The organism is Streptomyces sp. 3211.6 (assembly GCF_003634815.1).
Lineage (GTDB): Bacteria > Actinomycetota > Actinomycetes > Streptomycetales > Streptomycetaceae > Streptomyces > Streptomyces katrae_A.
The window spans coordinates 3,880,227-3,899,643 of record NZ_RBXC01000001.1; the positions used below are offsets into that span (position 1 = coordinate 3,880,227).

Annotated in this window: 14 protein-coding genes, 1 tRNA gene and 4 pseudogenes; 8 read left to right on the top strand and 11 right to left on the bottom strand. The window is 70.6% G+C overall.

All coding sequences use genetic code 11. The features are described from left to right. Positions 1-166 precede the first annotated feature (166 nt). Both BX286_RS17795 and BX286_RS17800 read left to right on the top strand, forming a co-directional pair. Positions 167-808 (top strand): sugar transferase, encoded by a 642-nt coding sequence (locus BX286_RS17795; protein WP_315974740.1) that lies wholly within the window; start codon positions 167-169, stop codon positions 806-808. A 110-nt stretch (positions 809-918) separates the two neighbouring features. Further along, positions 919-3,165, top strand: a pseudogene (locus BX286_RS17800) (heterodisulfide reductase-related iron-sulfur binding cluster); the annotation flags it as partial. 820 nt (positions 3,166-3,985) lie between these two features. Here BX286_RS17800 and BX286_RS36620 read toward each other — a convergent pair. Next, complete coding sequence (locus tag BX286_RS36620) at positions 3,986-4,993, bottom strand: hypothetical protein (RefSeq protein ID WP_121015465.1); 1,008 nt, start codon at positions 4,991-4,993, stop codon at positions 3,986-3,988. Between the two features lie 250 nt (positions 4,994-5,243). Between BX286_RS36620 and BX286_RS17815 the strand changes: the two genes are divergently transcribed. Further along, a complete protein-coding gene (locus BX286_RS17815) occupies positions 5,244-6,188 on the top strand; it encodes a Yip1 family protein (protein WP_121015467.1) in 945 nt (314 codons plus the stop codon). 72 nt (positions 6,189-6,260) lie between these two features. Here BX286_RS17815 and BX286_RS17820 read toward each other — a convergent pair whose 3' ends face one another. Then, entirely contained in the window at positions 6,261-6,758 is a 498-nt protein-coding gene (locus BX286_RS17820) for a phosphoribosyltransferase (protein WP_079428312.1), read from the bottom strand. Beyond that, entirely contained in the window at positions 6,755-7,342 is a 588-nt protein-coding gene (gene dcd, locus BX286_RS17825) for a dCTP deaminase (RefSeq protein ID WP_007265045.1), read from the bottom strand. The genes BX286_RS17820 and dcd overlap by 4 nt, the downstream gene beginning before the upstream one ends. 470 nt (positions 7,343-7,812) lie before the next feature. On the opposite strand from dcd, the gene BX286_RS17835 reads away from it, so the two are divergent. Beyond that, positions 7,813-7,886, top strand: a tRNA-Gly gene (locus tag BX286_RS17835). Positions 7,887-8,715: 829 nt separating this feature from the next. Here BX286_RS17835 and BX286_RS17840 read toward each other — a convergent pair. From BX286_RS17840 to BX286_RS17860, 5 genes and pseudogenes are all read right to left on the bottom strand, one after another. Further along, entirely contained in the window at positions 8,716-9,150 is a 435-nt protein-coding gene (locus tag BX286_RS17840) for an NUDIX domain-containing protein (protein ID WP_121015469.1), read from the bottom strand. Positions 9,151-9,168: 18 nt separating this feature from the next. Next, positions 9,169-9,582 carry an NUDIX hydrolase gene (locus BX286_RS17845; RefSeq protein WP_121015471.1) on the bottom strand — a complete coding sequence of 138 codons (414 nt, stop codon included), beginning with the start codon at positions 9,580-9,582 and terminating at the stop codon, positions 9,169-9,171. Next, positions 9,579-9,832 (bottom strand): annotated as a pseudogene (locus BX286_RS37455) (NUDIX hydrolase); the annotation flags it as partial. The pseudogene BX286_RS37455 and the gene BX286_RS17845, both read right to left, overlap by 4 nt. Before the next feature lie 70 nt (positions 9,833-9,902). After that, positions 9,903-12,287, bottom strand: a complete 2,385-nt coding sequence (locus BX286_RS17855) for an FtsX-like permease family protein (RefSeq protein WP_121015473.1) — start codon at positions 12,285-12,287, stop codon at positions 9,903-9,905. Next, a complete protein-coding gene (locus BX286_RS17860; RefSeq protein WP_121015475.1) occupies positions 12,284-12,976 on the bottom strand; it encodes an ABC transporter ATP-binding protein in 693 nt (230 codons plus the stop codon). Before BX286_RS17860 ends, BX286_RS17855 begins: the two co-directional genes overlap by 4 nt. Before the next feature lie 308 nt (positions 12,977-13,284). Between BX286_RS17860 and BX286_RS17865 the strand changes: the two genes are divergently transcribed. Next, on the top strand, positions 13,285-14,412 hold the full coding sequence (locus BX286_RS17865; RefSeq protein WP_315974742.1) for a sensor histidine kinase: 1,128 nt from the start codon (positions 13,285-13,287) through the stop codon (positions 14,410-14,412). After that, positions 14,409-15,089 carry a response regulator transcription factor gene (locus BX286_RS17870; protein WP_121015479.1) on the top strand — a complete coding sequence of 227 codons (681 nt, stop codon included), beginning with the start codon at positions 14,409-14,411 and terminating at the stop codon, positions 15,087-15,089. Before BX286_RS17865 ends, BX286_RS17870 begins: the two co-directional genes overlap by 4 nt. Before the next feature lie 204 nt (positions 15,090-15,293). Here BX286_RS17870 and BX286_RS17875 read toward each other — a convergent pair whose 3' ends face one another. Together BX286_RS17875 and BX286_RS17880 are read right to left on the bottom strand one after the other, a co-directional pair. Beyond that, positions 15,294-15,737 (bottom strand): ester cyclase, encoded by a 444-nt coding sequence (locus BX286_RS17875; RefSeq protein WP_079428350.1) that lies wholly within the window; start codon positions 15,735-15,737, stop codon positions 15,294-15,296. Positions 15,738-15,793: 56 nt separating this feature from the next. Then, the gene (locus BX286_RS17880; RefSeq protein ID WP_100863375.1) at positions 15,794-16,852 is read right to left on the bottom strand and encodes an NAD(P)/FAD-dependent oxidoreductase; all 1,059 of its coding nucleotides are present in this window, start codon (positions 16,850-16,852) and stop codon (positions 15,794-15,796) included. Positions 16,853-16,883: 31 nt separating this feature from the next. Here BX286_RS17880 and BX286_RS17885 point away from each other — a divergent pair. Then, a pseudogene (locus BX286_RS17885) lies at positions 16,884-17,370 on the top strand (sigma factor-like helix-turn-helix DNA-binding protein); the annotation flags it as partial. Positions 17,371-17,553: 183 nt separating this feature from the next. Next, positions 17,554-18,495: pseudogene (locus BX286_RS17890) on the top strand (sigma-70 family RNA polymerase sigma factor); the annotation flags it as partial. A 6-nt stretch (positions 18,496-18,501) separates the two neighbouring features. On the opposite strand, the gene BX286_RS17895 reads toward BX286_RS17890, so the two are convergent. Then, positions 18,502-19,218 (bottom strand): DUF998 domain-containing protein, encoded by a 717-nt coding sequence (locus tag BX286_RS17895; protein ID WP_121015481.1) that lies wholly within the window; start codon positions 19,216-19,218, stop codon positions 18,502-18,504. Positions 19,219-19,417: the final 199 nt, after the last annotated feature.

Sequence of the window (19,417 nt, forward strand, 5' to 3'; positions counted from 1 at the left end):
CGCACGCGCGACCCGGCGCTGCAGAATCCAGCCCCGCCGGCGTTTGAGGCGCGGGGGTTCCGGGGCAGAGCCCCCGGCCGCGGCGCGGCACCCGAACGGGTCCCGGTGCGGGGCCCGGCCGCGCGGCGCGCCCGGCTCGCGGCGGGCGTCCGGCAGCGTGCCTGGCATGCCTCTGATGCCGCCCCTGCCCGCCCGGGCCGCCCGGCTCGCCCGGTACGCCCGGCCCGCCCGGGCTCCCTGGTCCGGCTGGGCCGCCCGGCCCGCCCGGCCCGCCCGGCCGTGGTCGCTCCGGAGCCGGATCCGGATGCACTGGCCGGCCAGGCCCCCGGCCAAGCGGGTGTGCGACCTGATCGGCGCGGTCCCCCTGACCCTGCTGTGCGCGGCCCTGCTCCTCCTGGCGGCAACCGCCCTGTACGGGGCCACCCGCGCGGGCGTCCTCGTACGGGAGCCCGCGCTCGGTCTGGCCGGCCGCCCCTTCCGCACCTGGCGGCTGCGCACCGAGGGGGCCGGCCGCCCCGGGGCCTGGGTACGGCGGTGCGCCCTGGACGGGCTGCCCCAGCTGCTGAACGTGCTGCGTGGCGAGATGTCGCTGGTCGGGCCGCGCCCCGAGACCCGTACGGAGCACCCCGAACGCCTGCTCGTACGCCCCGGAATGACCGGATTGTGGCAGGTCAGCGCACGTTCCGACCTCCCCTGGGAGGAGATGCCCCTGCTGGACCGGCACTATGTGGAGAGCCACTGGCTGGGGATGGACCTCGCGATCCTCGCGAAGACCCCTCGGGCCGCCTACGAACAGAGGCGTGCCTGAGCGACACAGATCACCGCTCACTCACCTACAGTGCGGCGCGGGAAATGGGTAACCTCAAGCCTTGACTCAATAAGTTACCGCTTAGTAAGTCCCGCCCGAGGAGCCCTCCCATGCAACTCGCCGCGATCATCGTGTCGCTGGTCCTGACCGTGGTCGGCGTCGCGCTGCTCGCCCGAGCCGTGGCGCAGATCTACCGGTTCGTGAAGCTCGGCCAACCCGTACCGGCGGGCAGCCGCACCGACCGGCCGAAGGAACGAACGATCACCCTGGTCAGGGAGTTCCTCGGCCACACCCGGATGAACCGCTGGGGCATCGTCGGCTTCGCCCACTGGTTCGTCGCGATCGGCTTCCTGACCCTCCCGCCGACCCTGGTGCAGGCCTTCGGCCAGCTCTTCCAGGCCGACTGGCTGCTGCCGATCGTCGGTGACTGGCTGCCGTTCGAGCTCTACACCGAGTTCATCGGCGTGATGACGGTCCTCGGCATCGCCGTCCTGATGGTCATCCGCCTGCTCAACCTTCCCTCGCGGGCCGGTCGCAAGTCGCGCTTCGCGGGCTCGAAGGCCTGGCAGGCGTACTTCGTCGAGTGGGTCATCCTCACCATCGGCATCGCGATCCTGTGCCTGCGCGGCCTGGAGGGCGCGATCCACGGGGTGGACGCGTACGAGCCGGCGTACTTCGCCTCGTACCCGCTGGTCCTGGCCTTCAAGGCGCTCTCCGCCTCCGGCATGCAGAACGCCATCTACTTCACCGCGATGGTGAAGATCAGCGTGTCGTTCATCTGGATGATCACCGTCTCGCTCAACACCAACATGGGTGTGGCCTGGCACCGCTTCCTCGGCTTCCCGAACATCTGGTTCAAGCGGAACGCCGACGGCGCGACGGCGCTCGGCGCCCTCCAGCCGATGACGAGCGGCGGCAAGGAGATCGACTTCGAGGACCCGGGCGAGGACGACGTCTTCGGCGTCTCCCAGGTCGAGCAGTTCTCCTGGAAGGGCATCCTCGACTTCTCCACCTGCACCGAGTGCGGCCGCTGCCAGTCGCAGTGCCCGGCCTGGAACACCGGCAAGCCCCTCTCCCCCAAGCTGCTGATCATGTCGCTGCGCGACCACGCGCACGCCAAGGCCCCGTACCTGCTCGCGGGCGGCGGCAAGACCATGGAGGGCGAGGAGAAGGCCACCGCCGAGCAGCTCGCCGGTGTCCCCGCCACCGCCCTCGCGGAGGCCGAGCGGCCGCTGATCGGCACCGCCGAGGAGAACGGCGTCATCGACCCCGACGTGCTGTGGTCCTGCACCACCTGCGGGGCGTGCGTGGAGCAGTGCCCCGTCGACATCGAGCACATCGACCACATCGTCGACATGCGCCGCTACCAGGTGATGATCGAGTCCGCGTTCCCGTCCGAGGCGGGCACGATGCTCAAGAACCTGGAGAAGAAGGGCAACCCCTGGGGCCTGGCCAAGAAGCAGCGGGTGGAATGGACCAAGGAGGTCGACTTCGAGGTCCCGATCATCGGCAAGGACGCCGAGGACCTCTCGGAGTTCGACTACCTGTACTGGGTCGGCTGCGCGGGCGCCCTCGAAGACCGCGCGAAGAAGACCACGAAGGCCTTCGCCGAGCTCCTGAACATCGCGGGCGTGAAGTTCGCGATCATGGGCGGCGAGGAGAAGTGCACCGGTGACTCCCCGCGCCGCCTGGGCAACGAGCCGCTGTTCCAGCAGCTGGGCCAGGAGAACGTCGCCATGCTCAACATGGCCTTCGGCGAGGACGACGAGGACCCGGCGACGAAGAAGCCGAAGTCGGCCAAGCGGATCGTCTCGACCTGCCCGCACTGCTTCAACACCATCGCCAACGAGTACCCGCAGCTGGGCGGCGAGTACGAGGTCATCCACCACACCCAGCTGCTCCAGCACCTCATCGACGAGGGCCGCCTCACCCCGGTCACCCCGGTCGAGGGCCTGATCACCTACCACGACCCCTGCTACCTGGGCCGCCACAACAAGGTCTACACCCCGCCGCGCGAGATCATGTCCGCGGTCCCGGGCCTGCGCCAGCAGGAGATGCACCGCCACAAGGAACGCGGCTTCTGCTGCGGCGCGGGCGGCGCGCGGATGTGGATGGAAGAGCGGATCGGCAAGCGCATCAACAACGAGCGCGTCGACGAGGCCCTGTCCCTCAACCCGGACATCGTCTCGACCGCCTGCCCGTTCTGCCTGGTCATGCTCACCGACTCCGTCAACGGCAAGAAGAACGACGGCCAGGCGAAGGAATCCGTCCAGGTCGTCGACGTCGCCCAGCTCCTGCTGGAGTCGGTGAAGACCCCGGAACCGACGGAGGAAGAACTGGCCGCCGCGGAGGCGGAGGCCGCCGCGGAGGCGGAGGCGAAGGCCGCGGCCGAGGCGGAGGCGAAGGCCGCCGCGGAGGCGGAGGCGAAGGCCGCGGCCGAGGCAAAGGCTGCGGCTGACGCGGAGGCGGAGGCTGAGGCAAAGGCCGCGGCTGACGCGAAGGCCAAGGCGGAGGCCGAGGCGAAGGCGGACGCGGGGGCCGAGACCGAGGCTGCGGCCGAGCCGGAGGCAAAGGCTGCGGCCGACGCAGACACCCCGGAAGAGGCCAAGGCCGAGCCGGAGGCTGCGGCCGACGCAGACGCCGACGCCAAGGCGGAGGCCGAGCCGGAGGCTAAGGCTGTGGCCGAGGCTGAGGCTGAGACGACCCCGGACGCCGACGCCGCGACCGAGGACGCCGAGAACGCTCCCGTAGCGGAGGAGAAGGCGGAAGCCCCCGAGGCGGCGGACACGAAGCCCGAGACCGAGGCCCCCGCGGCGGCGGACGCGAAGGCCGAGGCTCCGGCGGAGCCCACCGCCGAGGCGCCCACCGAGGTCAAGGACGAGCCGGCGGCCGCACAGCCGGAGGCAGAGCCCGCGACCGATGCCGACGCCAAGGCCGAGGGTCAGCCCGACGCCGAGGCCGACGCCAAGGCCGAGGGTCAGGCCGAGGCGGACACCGACGCGAAGGTGACGGCCGAGGCCGACACCAAGGCGGACGTGACGGCCGAGGACGCCGCGCCGGAATCCGCGGCGAAGGCCCACGGCGCCAAGTAGCACCGACCGCCGGTACGACCGAAGAGACGGCCGGTCCCCTTCTCGGGGGCCGGCCGTCGCCGTTCACCCAGGAGCGCGGCGGCGGTCAGCCGCGCGGGCGGTCGCGGAGGACCGCGAAGCCCAGCCCCGCCGCGCCGATCGCGGCCATCCCCCCACCCGCGGCCAGCAGCACCGGCGTGTCCGCCTCCGGCTTCGCAACCCCCTCGGCCCCCGCCTTCACCCCGCCCTTCGGGACGACCCGCCCGCGCTTCTCGGCCTCGTACCGCTCGATCAGCTTCCCGGTGGCGAAGTCGTACACCCAGCTGCCCCCTCCGCCCTTGCCGTCGATGACGACGAACTTCACCCGGTCCCCGTCCCGGACGAGCTTGTACGTCCAGCCGTCGTTCACGACGCTCGGGTTCTTCAGGTCGATGCTGCCGAGGACGTTCCCGTTCGGCATGGAGATCTCGACGCGCTTGTCCATGGGGCCGCGGTCGATCAGCTTCGCGATCCGCCCGTCCGGCATGGTGATCCGTACCGGAGCGCCCTTGCGGACCTCATCCGTCGGCTTCGGCTTGGGCTTCGGCTTCGGCTTCGGATCGCCGCCCTCGGTCCACGAGGTCACGGTGCCGTTCGGGTGCAGGACGACGTGCAGGCCGTTGTTCTGCCCGTACGCCGGCTTGCCGCCCTTGCTGACCAGGGTGTCCAGCTTGGTGCCACCCACGAGGACGTCCGCCTCGAAGTGACCGCCGCCGACCTTGTAGACCTTCGCCACCGACCCGTCGGCCAGCTTCACGGTGGTGACGTACACCCGCTTCCCGGCCGCCGGCCCAGGCGAAGTGGAGGGCTTCGGCTCCACCGTCGGATCGACCTGCGGCTTCGGATCCACCTTGGGCTTGGGAGCCACCGAAGGCTTGGGAGCCACCTCCGGCTTCGGATCCGCGGCCGGCTGCTCCACAGCCGGCCGCTCCACCCCCGGCAGCACCTGCGGCTCCGGCCCCTCCGGCGAGTCGGCGAAGGCGGACCCCACGGGCAGCGCCAGCACGGCGGCGGCGCCGGTCAGGACGACGGCGGTACGGAGGGGGGTGGAGGTGGAAACAGTGGTGCGACGCATGGCGGGGGGGCTCTTTCCTTGCTCGGAGACACGGCTCTCAGCGCTCGAGGACACTTCGAACCTACGAGCCCCACCCATACGCAATCCGTAGGCAATGTAACGAACACCACCAAAACACCACACGGCCCCGTAAACCACCCACCCGCACTCCCCCCTAGGGGCCCCTAGGGGATGTCACAGCTCAGCCGCAAAGGCCCCGTTTCCACCGGCCCGGCCCCGGCCGCTCCCGCGAGCAGGTACTTTCGATCACGTGGCTGGATTCAGGATCGGACGGGGCCGGGACGACAACCGCCCCCCGCAACAACCCCCGCACGCCCCGCGGCAGCAGCCGTACGGTCAGCAGCAGGCGCCCCAGGCGCAGGCGCAGGCACCGTACGGCCATCAGCCGTACCCGCCCGCCGGCGGCCCGCCACCCCAGCAGCACTGGCCGCAGCCGGGCGGGAGCACCGGCGGCCACGGGGAGCCGGAGTACTTCGACCCGTACGGCGGCGGCGCCCACGGCGGCCACCACGGCCAGCACCCGCACCACGCCGCCCCGCACGAGCCCTCGTACGCGGACAACCCGGGCCACACCCAGGCCTTCTCCGTCGGCGAGGACCCGTACAGCCAGGCGGCGACCTACCACGCGGGCACCGCGGCCCCCGCCCCGGCCGGGCCGCGCCTGCACTGGAAGGACCTGCTGCGCGGCATCGTGCTGCGGCCCGGGCCGACGTTCCTGCAGATGCGCGACTACGCCGTCTGGGGTCCGGCCCTCACCGTGACCTTCGTCTACGGCATGCTCGCCGTCTTCGGCTTCGACAAGGCCCGCGAGGACGCGATCAAGGCGACCCTCACCCAGCTGATCCCGATCGTCCTGAGCACCGGCGTGGCCTTCGTCCTCTGCGGCCTCATCCTGGGCGCCGTCACGCACACCCTGGCGCGCCAGCTGGGCGGCGACGGGGCGTGGCAGCCGACCGTGGGCCTGTCGATGCTGGTCATGTCCATCACGGACGCTCCGCGCCTGCTGGTGGCGGTGTTCCTCAGCGGCGACAACATGGTCGTCCAGGTCCTGGGGTGGGTGACCTGGCTGGCTGCCGGGGCGCTCTTCACCTCGATGGTCAGCAAGTCGCACGACCTGCCCTGGCAGAAGGCGCTGGGCGCGTCCGCGATCCAGCTGGTCGCCCTGCTGTCGATGATCAAGCTCGGCACGCTCTGACGGAGCGCCCCGCACACACGGAAGGGCCCGCCGCGCACCAGCGCGGCGGGCCCTTCCCCTTGCCCACCCGGCTCAGGCGTCGAGGATCTGCCCCTCGCGCTTGACCACCGGCGGCTCCGTGGACCACGGGAACTCGATCCAGTCGTCGGTCTTCTTCCACACGTACTCGCACTTCACGAGCGAGTGCGACTTCTCGTAGATCACCGCGGAGCGGACCTCGGCGACATGGCCCAGGCAGAAGTCGTGGACGAGCTTGAGCGTCTTCCCGGTGTCGGCCACGTCATCTGCGATGAGGACCTTCTTGTCGGTGAAGTCGATCGCCTCGGGCACGGGCGCCAGCATGACCGGCATCTCCAGCGTGGTGCCCACGCCGGTGTAGAACTCGACGTTCACGAGGTGGATGTTCTTGCAGTCCAGCGCGTAGGCCAGACCCCCGGCGACGAACACCCCGCCCCGGGCGATGCTGAGGATGATGTCCGGCTCGTAGCCGTCGGCGGCGACGGCCTGCGCCAGCTCGCGGATGGCGTTGCCGAACGCCTCGTAGGTCAGGGTCTCGCGTACTTCGCTCATGCCTCGTGCCTCACCTGGGTGCGGTGGAAGTTCTGGAAGGAGCGCGAGGCGGTCGGCCCGCGCTGCCCCTGGTACCGGGAGCCGTACCGCTCGCTGCCGTAAGGGAACTCCGCGGGCGAGCTGAGGCGGAACATGCACAGCTGCCCGATCTTCATGCCCGGCCAGAGCTTGATCGGCAGGGTGGCGAGGTTCGACAGCTCCAGGGTCACGTGGCCCGAGAACCCGGGGTCGATGAACCCGGCCGTCGAATGCGTCACCAGACCCAGGCGGCCCAGGCTGGACTTCCCCTCCAGTCTGGAGGCGATGTCCTCGGGCAGCGAGATGACCTCGTACGTCGAGGCGAGGACGAACTCACCCGGGTGCAGGATGAAGGCCTCGTCCCCCTCCGGCTCGACCATGCGGGTCAGGTCGGGCTGCTCGATGGCGGGGTCGATGTGCGCGTAGCGGTGATTCTCGAAGACCCGGAAGAACCGGTCGAGGCGTACGTCGATGCTGGAGGGCTGCACCATCGACTCGTCGAACGGGTCAATGCGAACCCGTCCGCTGTCGATCTCGGCCCGGATGTCTTTGTCGGAGAGAAGCACGTCCCGAGGATACGCAGAGCGCGCGGGCCGCCCCCAATCGAGAGCGGGCCCGCGCGCCCGGAAGCCGTGCGTGACGGCCCTACCGCTTGACGCCGCCCACGGGCACCGCGTGCCTCAGCCGCGCGCACCGCGGACACCGCAGCAGCCGCCCCGGTCCGATCCGGCCGGCACCGAGGTGCTGCAGCGGGAAGGAGGCGGTGCTGAAAACGTGCCCTTCGGCACAACGGACGACTGTGCGCTCCATCGAGTCCCTTTCCCCAACGAGCCGTACTGCGATGAATCGCCACATTAGGGGATGAACGAGACCCACTCCAGCCGCCGCTCCGCACCCCAAAGGTACGCCCCAACTCCCGCCCGCGTGACGCCTGGTGCCCCACACGAAAGACGGCGACCCCGCGGGCGGATTCACCGGGGGTCGATCATGGGGTACAGTGTGCAACGGTAGGGATCCAGGCAACTGGGCCCTCTGCGCGGATGTAGTTTAATGGTAGAACATGAGCTTCCCAAGCTTATAGCGCGGGTTCGATTCCCGTCATCCGCTCCATGACAAAGCCCCAGGTCACAGACCTGGGGCTTGTTTGTTGTCTAGACCTATCCCGGCCTGCGTGCCATTCGCATGCCATAACTTCCCTAACGGGGCGTCAGGTTGTTGCCGTGACCCTTGTGAGGATCACCTCGCCCGTGCGCCCACGGCCCGGACGTGGCTCCGTCACCGCGCCCAAACCGCAGCCGGACGAAGATGTGGCTCAGCCGCCATTCGAGCAAGTGGCTGAGCCCGCGAAGCCGACCGCCGAACGCTCCGGGCAGCTGGGGGCCACCTACGAGCAAGTAGTCGAGATCGGGCGCACCGCTCCGCTGGGCCGTGGGGGGAGAGTCTCGCGCCGCCGCATGGAAGAGGCAGTTCGCGCCAAGGGCCTGGGCGCCGGCAAGGACCTCCTCGAAAGGGCCAAGAAGGACCTCCCGACCTGCGGACACCCGAAGAGGCGGGGCGCCGCGGTGGTCTCCCGCCCTGCCCACATCCGAAGGCTCGTACGACGCACGATCAGCACACCCTCGTCGCCAACGACCGACGGCAGCCGGAACCGCTCACCTCGTTCCAGGCGGAGCAAGTTATCGGCCAAGACACTCCACCCCGTCGGGGAAGCGCGTCTCGGCCGGTGCCGCCCCTGGGGTGGCGTGGCGGACCGGAGCCAGGGGGCACCGGTCCGCCACGCAGCGACCGAGGGAGGACCGCAGCCGGGGATAGGTCCGCACCCCGACGCAAGCGCTCGCCGAATCGGGCGGTAGCCCGCTGGCCGCCGCCACCACTGACCCCACGGCCATGTCCCTCCAGGGGCCAAAGCCCGTGTTGCCCGAAAGAACGCCTGGTTCGTTCAGTGACTGGATGGGGCGAGGGTCCCGGCGCTGATGGCACCCCTCAGGACGTGGACGATCTCCTCGGGCTTGAAGTCGATGCCGTCGAGCCCCTCCAAGGTCAGCGGGACCTCTTCCAGCGCGTACGCGCCCCGGCCCTCGGCGCTGAACTCGGGGCCGGTGCGGTCCTCGAACGACCACGTCTTGACGCGGGCGAGGTAGAAGAGCTGCCGCTCCTCGTCCGACTCCATCGTGTGGAGGAGGCGGACGATGTCGGCCTTCCCGGCGATTTCCTCGTGGATCTCCCGGTGGAGGGCGGCTTCTCTGGACTCGTCGCTGGCTTCGACGCCACCACCAGGAAGCACCCAGTACTCGGGGATTCCTGGCTTGGTGCGGCGGATGACCAGCATCGTGTCGTCAGCGGTGACGAGGACGGCGCGAACCCGTTCGAGCATTGTGTTCTCCGACTTTCGTCAGCGGTCCAGGGCCGCGTCAAGGTGCTGTTGTACCGGCTCGAACAGGCCGTACGGGACGTACTGCGGGATCTCAGCGTGGGCAACCCACGCAAGTTCGGCCAGCTCGTCAGTGTCCGCCACGTGTGCGTCACCGCCGACCACCTCACAGGCGGTGTACGACATCAGGCGGCTGGTGGCCGGATGGATCCGCTCGCCGAGCAGCTTCACCGCCTTCACGGTGAGACCCGTCTCCTCCTGGGTCTCCCGTACGGCGGCGTCCTCGCGGGCTTCGTTGGGCTCGACCTCGCCGGCCGGGAACTGCCAGGAGAGCTGGCCCTCGCTGACCCGACGCCGCACCATGAGCACGCGGCCCTCGTGCACCACGATGGCCGCGGCGATGCCCGGTCGCTCGTCAGCGTTCTGCTGCGTCACGTCTGCTCCTCCAGGACGGCCAGGATGGGTGGGAAGATCGTATCGACGGGGATGAACCGGGTGAGTGAGTTTTCGGAACCGACATGACGTCCGCGTTCTCTACGGCGTCGGCGTTGGCGGCCTCGCCTGCCAGGTACTCGCACAGGAAGTACTCGCACAGCACCCCGGTCACCGGGTGGAGGCGACTACCCAGGTGCTGGCGTACAGCACAGTGGACGCCCGTCTCAACCAGCGTTTCCCGCACTGTGGTGGGGACGGGCCCGTGAGCGCACATCCCCGCGCGCGCGAATTCGTTTCCACAAAACGGTAGTTCCGCTGAGCTACTCGGTGCGCAGCGCCGTGACGGTTCGGGTCCGAGCGGCCCAGGTGGCGGGCATGAGCGCGCCGGGGACGGCGATGAGCAGGCCGCCGAGGCCGAGCAGGATGAGTTCTGACGCCGGGTAGACGTTGATGGCCGAGGCGGGGAAATCGAGGCCGGAGCTGCGGCCCATGGCGGGCACGATCACCGCATGGAGGGCCAGGCCGGCCGGCAGACCGAGGGCGCCGCCGATGAGGCCGACAACGGCGGCCGCCGCGAGGATCATGGAGATGGTCTGGCGGGGTGTCATGCCCAGTGCCTTGGCGACGCCGATGTCGCGGACCCGTTCGCGGGTTTCGAGGACGACGGTGTTGAGCACGCCCAGGCCTGCGACGGTCACAAGCATCAGTGTGAGGATGGCGGTCAGCGTGTCGAGGGCGAGGATCACGTCGCTCGACCCTTCGGCCCGGTCGGTCACGGCGGAGACGCCCAGCGGCGTCAGCGAGGTGTTGAGGGTGTCGACGTAGCCGGCCACGTTCGTGCCGGGCTTCACCTTGATGTAGTAGCTCGCAGGGTGCAGGTCAGGCTCAGCGGCGGTGAGCGTCGCTGCATCGGTGAGGACCTCGTTGGTCTGGGTGTGGGGGTCGAAGACCTCGCCGACGATCCGGACCGGGATCGCCTTGCCGTGGTCGTGCAGCGTGACGGCGTCCCCGATCCGGGTGGCGGTGGCGGTCATGAAGGTCGACGGCGCGACGGCCTCGCCGGGGCCGTGGAACCAGCGTCCCGAGACCATCTTGTAGCCGGCCCAGGTGGAGTCGCCGGTGAAGGTGGAGACGGTGGTGGATCCGGACACCCCCGCGACGGTCAGCTCCGTGTTTGCGGTGCCGTAGTAATCCTGGGTTCCGGCTTGGGCGTTGACCGCCGCGGTGATGGCGGCAGGGTCGGTCGTGGCCGGTGTCACGGCCGGAGGTCCGGGACGTCCGGGGCCGGGTGCAGGCGGAGGACTGAAGGTGTGGATGACGACGTCGGCGGTGTCGTGGTGCTTGGCGGTCTGCACCCAGCTCAGTGACGACGCCATGCCGACGGCGAAGGTGGTGGCGGCGGCGCCGAAGACGATCGCCGCGATCATCCCGGCCGCGCGCGCGGGACGGGCGAAGGGCTGGGCCAGGCCGAGGCTGACCGGCCGCGGCAGCGGGAGCCGCGCCGTCAGCCGGGCAGCGCGCCGGCCGCGGCCGGTACGCGGGGTCCGCCCGACGGCGAGCGCGTCGACGGTGCGCAGCCGTCCGGCCCGCAACGCGGCCGCCCACGCGGTGAGGGTCACCATGCCCAGAGCGCCAGCGATCACCGCGAAGTCGACCCATGGGGCGACGCCCGCGGTCGTCGTGCCGTAGACCTGCGCGGTCGTGGACAGCACCGGGACGGCCAGGGCGTTGCCCGCGACAGCACCGATCGCGGTGCCGGCCGCCGCCGGGATCAGGGCCTGGCCCATGTACGAACGCACGACCTGAGCTGGGGTGAACCCGAGAGCCTTGAGGATGCCGATCCGTCGCGTCCCCGTGCCGACCGCACCGGCGACGACGTTGCCGACGATGAGCACCGACATGAGTACGCCGAGCAGGCCGAAGGCGATGAGGAAGGGCACGAAGAGCGCGGTGTTCCGGTCGGTGCCCTGTCTGGTGTTGAGCCAGGACTGCACGCCGGCCAAGGCTCCGGCAGGAGTCGCGGACATCACCGCGGCGCGGTCGGCCTCGATCTGGGCGGCGGTGCCCGCCGCGGCGAAGCGGTAGAGCATCTGGTAGCCGCCGGCCGCGCCGGGAGCCGTGAGCGAGGCGATCTCGGACGGCGCCACCCAGGCACCGGCGGTCTGGCTGACGGACCGGGCGAAGCCCACCACGGTCAGCGTCGGAGCGCCGGGAAGCTCGGGGAACCGCAAGGTCGTGCCCACCCGCTTGATCGGGATGTCGTAGCCGGTGGACAACACGACCTGGCCGGGGCCGGACACCCACGTTCCCTGGAGCAGCGTGACGTCGTCGACGGGTCCGCCGGGATCGGCGCGGCCGACGACCGTCATCGGCGGCAGGCTCATACCGGTGGGGATTTCGAGGTCCGAGCCGCCTTGCGGGTTGATCGTCGCGGTCTGGAACGGTCCGGAGGCCGCAGTGACACCGGCGGCGTGCGCGGAGGCCGAAAGCTGCGCGGCAGTGATCCTGCTCGCGTCGAACTGCGCGGTGAGGTGCGCGCCGTGCTGCCTGGCGAAAGCCTGGTCGAAGGGTCCCGTGGAGGCCACCAGCAGCGACCCCCCGAGCACGGACGCGGTCACGGCCATCATCGTGGCCAGCCCGGTCACGAGAGTCTGGACCTTCCGGCGCCGGACGCCTGATCGCACGACCTTGCCCAGGCCGCTCATCGGGTCGCCGCGATCGGGATGTCGGCGACGATCCGGCCGTCGACAATCCTGACTGTGCGCGTCGCGCACGCCTGCGCCAGCGTCAGGTCGTGGGTGACCGTCACAATCGTCTGGCCGTCGGCGTGCAGCTCGTTGAGCAGAGCCTTGACGTCGTCACCGGAATTGGAGTCCAGCGCCCCGGTGGGCTCGTCGGCCAGCAGCAGCGCCGGACGGTTCATCAGAGCCCTGGCCACCGCCACCCGCTGGCGCTCGCCGCCGGACAGCCGCCCCGGGTAGGCCTGGGTGTGCCGGCCGATGCCGAGCGTGTCCAGCAGCTCCGCCGCACGCCGGCGCGCCTCGCCACGGTCCATCCCCGCCAGCTCGGCCGGGAGCCGGACGTTGTCGGCCACCGTCAGGTCGTCGAGCAGGTTGAAGAACTGGAAGACCATGCCGACCTTGGCCCGCCGGTATCGCGCCGACCCGGCCTCGCCCAACTCGTCCACGCGCACGCCGTCCACCGTGACGGTCCCCGCGGTCGGCCGGTCCAGGCCGGCGATCAGGTTGAGCATCGTGGACTTGCCGCTGCCGGACGGTCCGAGGATCGCCACGGACTCCCCGGCCCGCACGGTCAGCGACACGTCGTCCAGGGCCGCAGGCCCCTCGTCGTAGCGGCGGCTGACACCGCTCAGCTCGATCACGGGCGTGGTCATCATCGTCTCCCTCGCTTGCCGGACTGACCGGTTCGAAACTAGGAGTGCGCCCCGGACAGGCACCTCGCTCGGAGGAGGCATTTCCCGTACCGCGCTGGGATGAGGTCGCCTGGTGTCATCCTTGCGATGTAGCCGAGGGATGTACCAGGTAGACCGACCAGGGGGATGTACCAGGACGGGTGGTCGGCAACAATCGCCTGGTGTTGAACGTGCCGAGAGCGGACCGACTTCGAGAACTGACCCGTCGGATAACGCGTCACACCGGGCGCCTGCCGCGCCTTGCTCGGCGTAGCCGGGCATTCGACGCGGTGCTCGCGCTGCTCCTCTCCCTCATCGGCGTCCGCTACATCACGGCCATGGATGTGGCAGGGACAGTCGACTGGACCGGCACGGTACTCCTCGTGCCGCTCGCCCCGGCGCCCCTGGCACTCCGCCGCCGGTTTCCGCTGGCGGTGCTGTGGACCGTGATGGCGCTGACCCCGTTGATCAGGCACAACTCTCCGGACATCGCCTTCTGGGCAGGTGGTGTCGTCTGCGTCGTCGCCGCCTACAGCGCCGCGGCCTACTGCCCTCACCGGGTGCCGACACTCGTGAGCCTGCCGGTGGCGGCCGCCGTTCTGGTGGTGCTGTTCACGGACGCGAAGCTGCCCCACTTCCCGAACGGTGTCGTCGCGGTCCTGGTCCTGGTGCCGGTCTTCGCGGCGGCCTACGAGATCCGCATGTGGAGACGCCGGGTCGACGAAGGACGCGCAAGGATGTCCACTCTGGAACACGGGCAGGTCGAGGCGCTGAACCGCGCGATCGAGCACGAGCGCGCCCGCATCGCCCGCGAACTGCACGACGTGGTGACGCACAACGTCAGCGTGATGGTCATCCAGGCCGGCGCTGCCCGCAAGATCATGGACGCCGCCCCCGACCAGGCCCGCGAAGCGCTCCTCGCGGTCGAGACCGGCGGCCGGAGCGCGATGACCGAACTGCGCCATGTCATGGGGCTGCTCACGATGGACGACGGCCCCGACGCGGCCTGGGCGTCGGACCTCACACCGCAGCCGGGCCTGAACCGGCTGGAAGCCCTGGTCCATGGAGTACGGCAGTCCGGGATGCCGGTCGAGCTGACCGTGGCCGGGCAGCTGCGCCCCGTGCCGCCCGGCCTCGAACTTGCTGCCTACCGGGTGGTCCAGGAGGCGTTGACGAACACCGTGAAGCACGCGAGTGGTGCGACCGCGGAAGTGATCGTCGAATTCAGCGTCGACCACCTGCGCGTCGAGGTCACCGACACCGGCGGCCGCCCGAGCGCCTCCGCCTCCTCCGGGAACGGTCGCGGACTGATCGGCCTGCGCGAGCGCCTCGCCGTCTACGGCGGGACCCTCCACACCGGGCCTCGCCCTCGGGGCGGCTACCGTGTCAGAGCACTGATACCCCTGGAGGCCTCGTGACCGGGTCGCTGCGCGTGGTGGTCGCTGACGACCTGGCGCTGGTGCGCGCCGGTTTCAGGATGATCCTGACGTCCGAGGGCATGGAGGTGGTCGCCGAGGCGAGCAACGGCGCCGAGGCCGTCGACGCGGTACGTCGTACCCGGCCCGATGTGGTCCTGATGGACATCCGCATGCCGGAGATGGACGGCCTGGAGGCCACGCGGCGCATCGTCGCCGCCGACGCGGACGGTCCACGAGTGATCATCCTGACCACCTTCGACCTCGACCACTACGTCTACGCCGCCCTGTCCGCCGGGGCCAGCGGCTTCCTCCTCAAGGACGTCAGTCCGGAGCACCTCGCCGCCGCCGTCCGCATGGTGCGCATCGGCGACGCGCTGCTGGCCCCGGCCATCACCCGCCGCCTCGTCGAACGGTTCGCCCGCCGCGACCCCGCCACCGCGGCGGTCCACCGTGACCTGGCCGCGCTGACCCCGCGCGAACTTGAGGTCATGCGCCTGCTCGCCCAAGGACTGAGCAACGCCGAACTCGCCGGCCGGCTCCACCTGTCCGAGGCGACCGTCAAGACCCATGTCGCCCGCATCCTCGCCAAGCTCAGACTCCGCGACCGCGCCCAAGCAGTCGTCGTCGCCTACGAGACCGGACTGGTCAGCGCCGGCGGAAACGCGGCCGAGGCGTAGCCGCCGTGATGAAGAGCCCTGTGAGCCGTGAACGGAGCGTGCCACTACGTGCCAGTCAGGGTGCGCGGGTTCGATTCCCGTCATCCGCTCCATGACAAAGCCCCAGGTCAGCGGCCTGGGGCTTTTGTGTTGCCTAGACCTCTGCACCCCTCACGTGCCAGTCAGCGGCCACGTCGGGCGCCAACACGGGCCACGTTACTTCGGTCATGAAGGGCCACCGGGAATCACGCCGAGCTGCCGCATCTGCGAGAAGACGTCGACGACCCCCCAGATCTCGGCGATCCGGCCTTCCGTGTAGCGGAAGATGAAGATCTCGCTGTAGGTGACGGCCTTTCCGGTTGGCGGGAGGCCCCTGTACTCGCCCTGGTGGGTCCCGGTGACCGTGTTCCTGAACACGACCTTGTCCCCTTCGGCGATCACGTCCTCGACCGCGACATGAAGGTCGGGGAACGCGCGAAGGAGCACTGTCCACACTTGCTTGAGTGCCTGCACCCCCGTCACACCCACCGGCACCGGCGCGTGGAACAGCACGTCCGGTTCGACGACCTCGTCGATCGTCTTCGAGATGAGCTCCACATCGCCGGTGTTCAAGGTGTCGTGGAAGCGGCTGAACGCCGCTCTGTTGGTTGTTGCCTGGGATGTCGGCATGCGACTTCTCCTGGGTTTGAGAGGGGATGATGTCCGGGCCCGCCCGGGCCCTGTGTTCAGGCGCCGGTGCCCGTGCGGGCGCCGTACTTCCCGCCGCGGGACGCCAGCTCCTTGATCACGACCGCGGTGCGCCCGGTGACGTAGGCCCGCCGGAGGGTGTCGTCGGGGCGGGTGAACTGGCCCACCGCGTTCTTTCGTCCGAGCGTGACCGCCCGAGCGACGTAACGAAGGGCGTACGGCTCGGGCTTGCGGCCCTCGCTCAGGCGGGCCAGGGTGTTGGCCGCGTGAGCGGCCTGCGGCGTGGCGAGCGCGCAGGCGAATCGGGCTCCGGGTACTGCCGCGCAGTCGCCCACGACGAAGATCCGTTCGTCGTCGACGCTGCGCAGGTACTCGTCCACGAGCGCACGGCCTTCCGAGTCGACCTTGAGACCACTGCGTGCCGCAAGGTCGGGGACGCCCGACACGATCGCCCACAGGGTGAGGTCGGAGGCGAACGCCGCTCCCGACCGAAGGTGCACGATGCCGCCGACGACCTCGGTGACGCCGTCGTCCACGACATCGACCTTCAGCCGTACCAGTCCGGACCGGACCCTCTGGTACGCCCGGTGTGAGAAGCCCCCGGCGACCGCCGAACCGACGATCCGCACCCGCAAGTCGGGCCGCGCCTCGGCCACCTCGGCCGCTGTCTCGATACCCGTCGCGCCGCCCCCGATCACCGTGACCGTGTTGCCCGCGGGAAGTGCGGCGAGCGCCGCGCGCGCCTGTTCTGCCCCCTCCCAGGTGCCCACCGGGACCGATCCCGGCATCGGCTGCACCGTGCTGCCCACGGCGAGGAACGCGTAGTCGAAGTCGAGGCTCGTGCCGTCGTCGAGCGCGACGCTGCCGTCGCCGATCTTGTCGACGGCAGCCACCCGCGAGGTGATCCCGTCGCACAGCATCGAAGTGAGGGGAGCCGCGGCGACGGCGGTCCCCGCAACCTGCTGGTGCAGCCGTACCCGCTCCACGAAGTGGGGGCGCGGGTTGATCACCGCGATCTCGGCGGCCTTCACCTTCTTGGCGAGCCGGTTCGCCGCGAGCAGGCCCGCGTATCCGGCGCCCACCACTACAACCTTCATGTCGGCCTCCTGTCGGTGTGACTGGTCGGACATGAGATGCCGGCGGGCCGAATCCTGTGACACCCCTTCGACGTGGCGCGCGTCACAGGGCGTCTCCCGTCCCGACCCCGCCCCCGAGGCGTTCGTCACCCACCGCAACCCGCTCTTCACCATCGCCTACGAGATACTCGGCTCGGCGGCCGACGCGGAGGATGTGCTCCGGGAAACCTGGCTGCGCTGGGCGGGCGTCGATCTCGACGCGGTGCGGGAGCAACGCGCCGCTGCTCACCGTGCCGGACGTAGCCGAGGACGTAGAACTGGCCGACAGCATGTCGATGGCGATGACGCTGGTCATGGAGACGCTCGCGCCGACCGAGCGGGCGGTGTTCGTACTGCGCGAGGTGTTCGGCCTCGGGTACGACGAGATCGCGGAGGCCGTCGACAAGACCCCGGCCGCGGTCCGCCAGATCGCCCACCGGGCACGGTCACACGTCGCCGCGCGCCGACCCCGCGGTGTCGTCTCCGCGGTCGGGACACGGACCGGGCGGGGTCGCGCCCGTGCGGTGGGCTGTGTCGGGGTCGCGGCCGGCCGTCCGCACTCGTGCCCCGACTCCGGCCGGTCCGGCGTCAGTCGCCGGCCTGCCTGATGACGGGCCTCCGCCTAAGGTGAGGCCGTCAGGGACGGGAACGAAGGGGGATGTGCCGTGGGTGGCGGTGGGGCTGTGGCGGAGCGGCTCGAAGAGTTCCGGGGGGAGCTGAACGGCTACTGCTATCGCATGCTCGGCTCGTTCTCCGAGGCGGAGGACGCGGTGCAGGAGACCCTGCTCCGCGCATGGCGGAACGTCGAGCGGTTCGAGGGACGGTCGTCCCTGCGGTCGTGGGTGTACCGCATTGCCACCAACGTGTGCCTGGACGCGCTCGCCACAGGCAAACGGCGGGCTCTGCCGATGGACCTCTCAAGCCCGGCCGACGGCGCCACACCGCCGGGGGCTCCGGCGGAGGGGGCCCTGTGGATCGAGCCCTGTCCGGGCGGTGACCCGGGGGACGCGGTGGCGGCCGGCGAGTCGGTGCACCTGGCCTTCGTCGCCGCGCTCCAGCACCTGCCGCCCAAGCAGCGGGCAACGCTCATCCTCCGCGACGTTCTGGGCTTCTCCGCCCGCGAGGTCGCCGACCTGCACGGATCGACCGTCGCCTCCGTCAACAGCGCCCTGCAGCGGGCCCGCGCCACGCTGGCCGCCCGGCGTGGGGAGGCCGGCGGGGTGTCCGACGGCGTCCGCCAGGTACTGGCCGCGCGGTATGCCACGGCGTTCTCCCGCTACGACATGGACGAGCTGAACATGCTGCTCCACGTCGACGCCACCCTGTGCCTGCCGCCGTACGCGAAGTGGATGCGCGGGATCTCCGACATCCAGGCGTGGCTCACCGGTCCGGCCGTCGGCTGCCGTGGGTCCCGTCTGCTGCCCGTCGTGGCGAACGGCTCCCCCGCCTTCGGCCAGTACCGCCTCCGTCCGGACGGAACCGGCTACGAGCCCTGGGCGCTGCAGGTCGTCGAGTTCTCCGGCGACCGCATCGTCAGCATCACCGCCTTCCGCGACACCGCGTACCTCTTCCCTCTCTTCAACCTGCCGGACCGCCTGGGCGAGGACGCCGGCCTCGGTGTTCCGGCCTGCTCACTTGCCGCTGTCCTCGGCGAGGGTGTGAGCGACGAGGTCGTTGGCGCGCCGTTCGGCCGGGGTGGCGGCCAGACGGGCCGTGACCGCCGCCAGCCACAGAAGGCCGAGACCGGCGCCGGCGGTGAAAGCCAGCACGGAGGCGGCCGAGGCCATGAACCCCGCGAGGACGACCACCGGCATGACGCGGGAAGCCACGGCCCAGCCCCGCAGGCCCCGGACGGCGAGCGGACGGGCCAGGACGACGAACGCGGCGCACAGGGTGAGGTAACCGACCATGCCGCCGAACATGTGGACGGCGCCGTGCCCGCTCATCACGGTCGTCTCGGGCGCGCCGGCGGGGAAGCCCGCGCCGGCGTCGGCGGGGAAGACCGCGGCGGCCCAGAAGGAGACGGCGAAGACGCCGACCAGGGCCGGGCCCCAGGTCCCACCCGGTGTGCCGCGCAGCATGCGCCGCAGTCCCGTCGCACCGGCCATCAACAGCGCTCCCGTGAGCACGAAGTTCACCGTCTGGATCCAGCCCGATTCCCCGACTGCGAGCTGGCTGATGGCGTTCCGGGTGAAGTCGAAGCCTTCCCGCGCGAAGCCCTGAGCGAGTCCGGCACCCAGGAACAGCGGGCCCGCCACCATGCCGCCGGCCACCGCCCACCGCGCGGCCGGTCGCGGCGTGGGCTCGGCGGAGACAGCGTCGCGGGGTGCGGTGAGCGAGTGGGTCATGTCGAGGCCTTCCTTGTCTTGGTGTCGCTCGTATGACCGACGGCAAGGGGCGAGGTCATCGCTCCTGGCAATGTGCACTGGATCACGCAGGGGTCGGGAGGCTCCGTTGTCCTGGCCCCCCGCCACCGGCCACTCCCGGCCCTGCCACGCGGCAGGCGCCGAGCAGCCAACACGCTTGACACCCCAGTTAGTTAGGCTC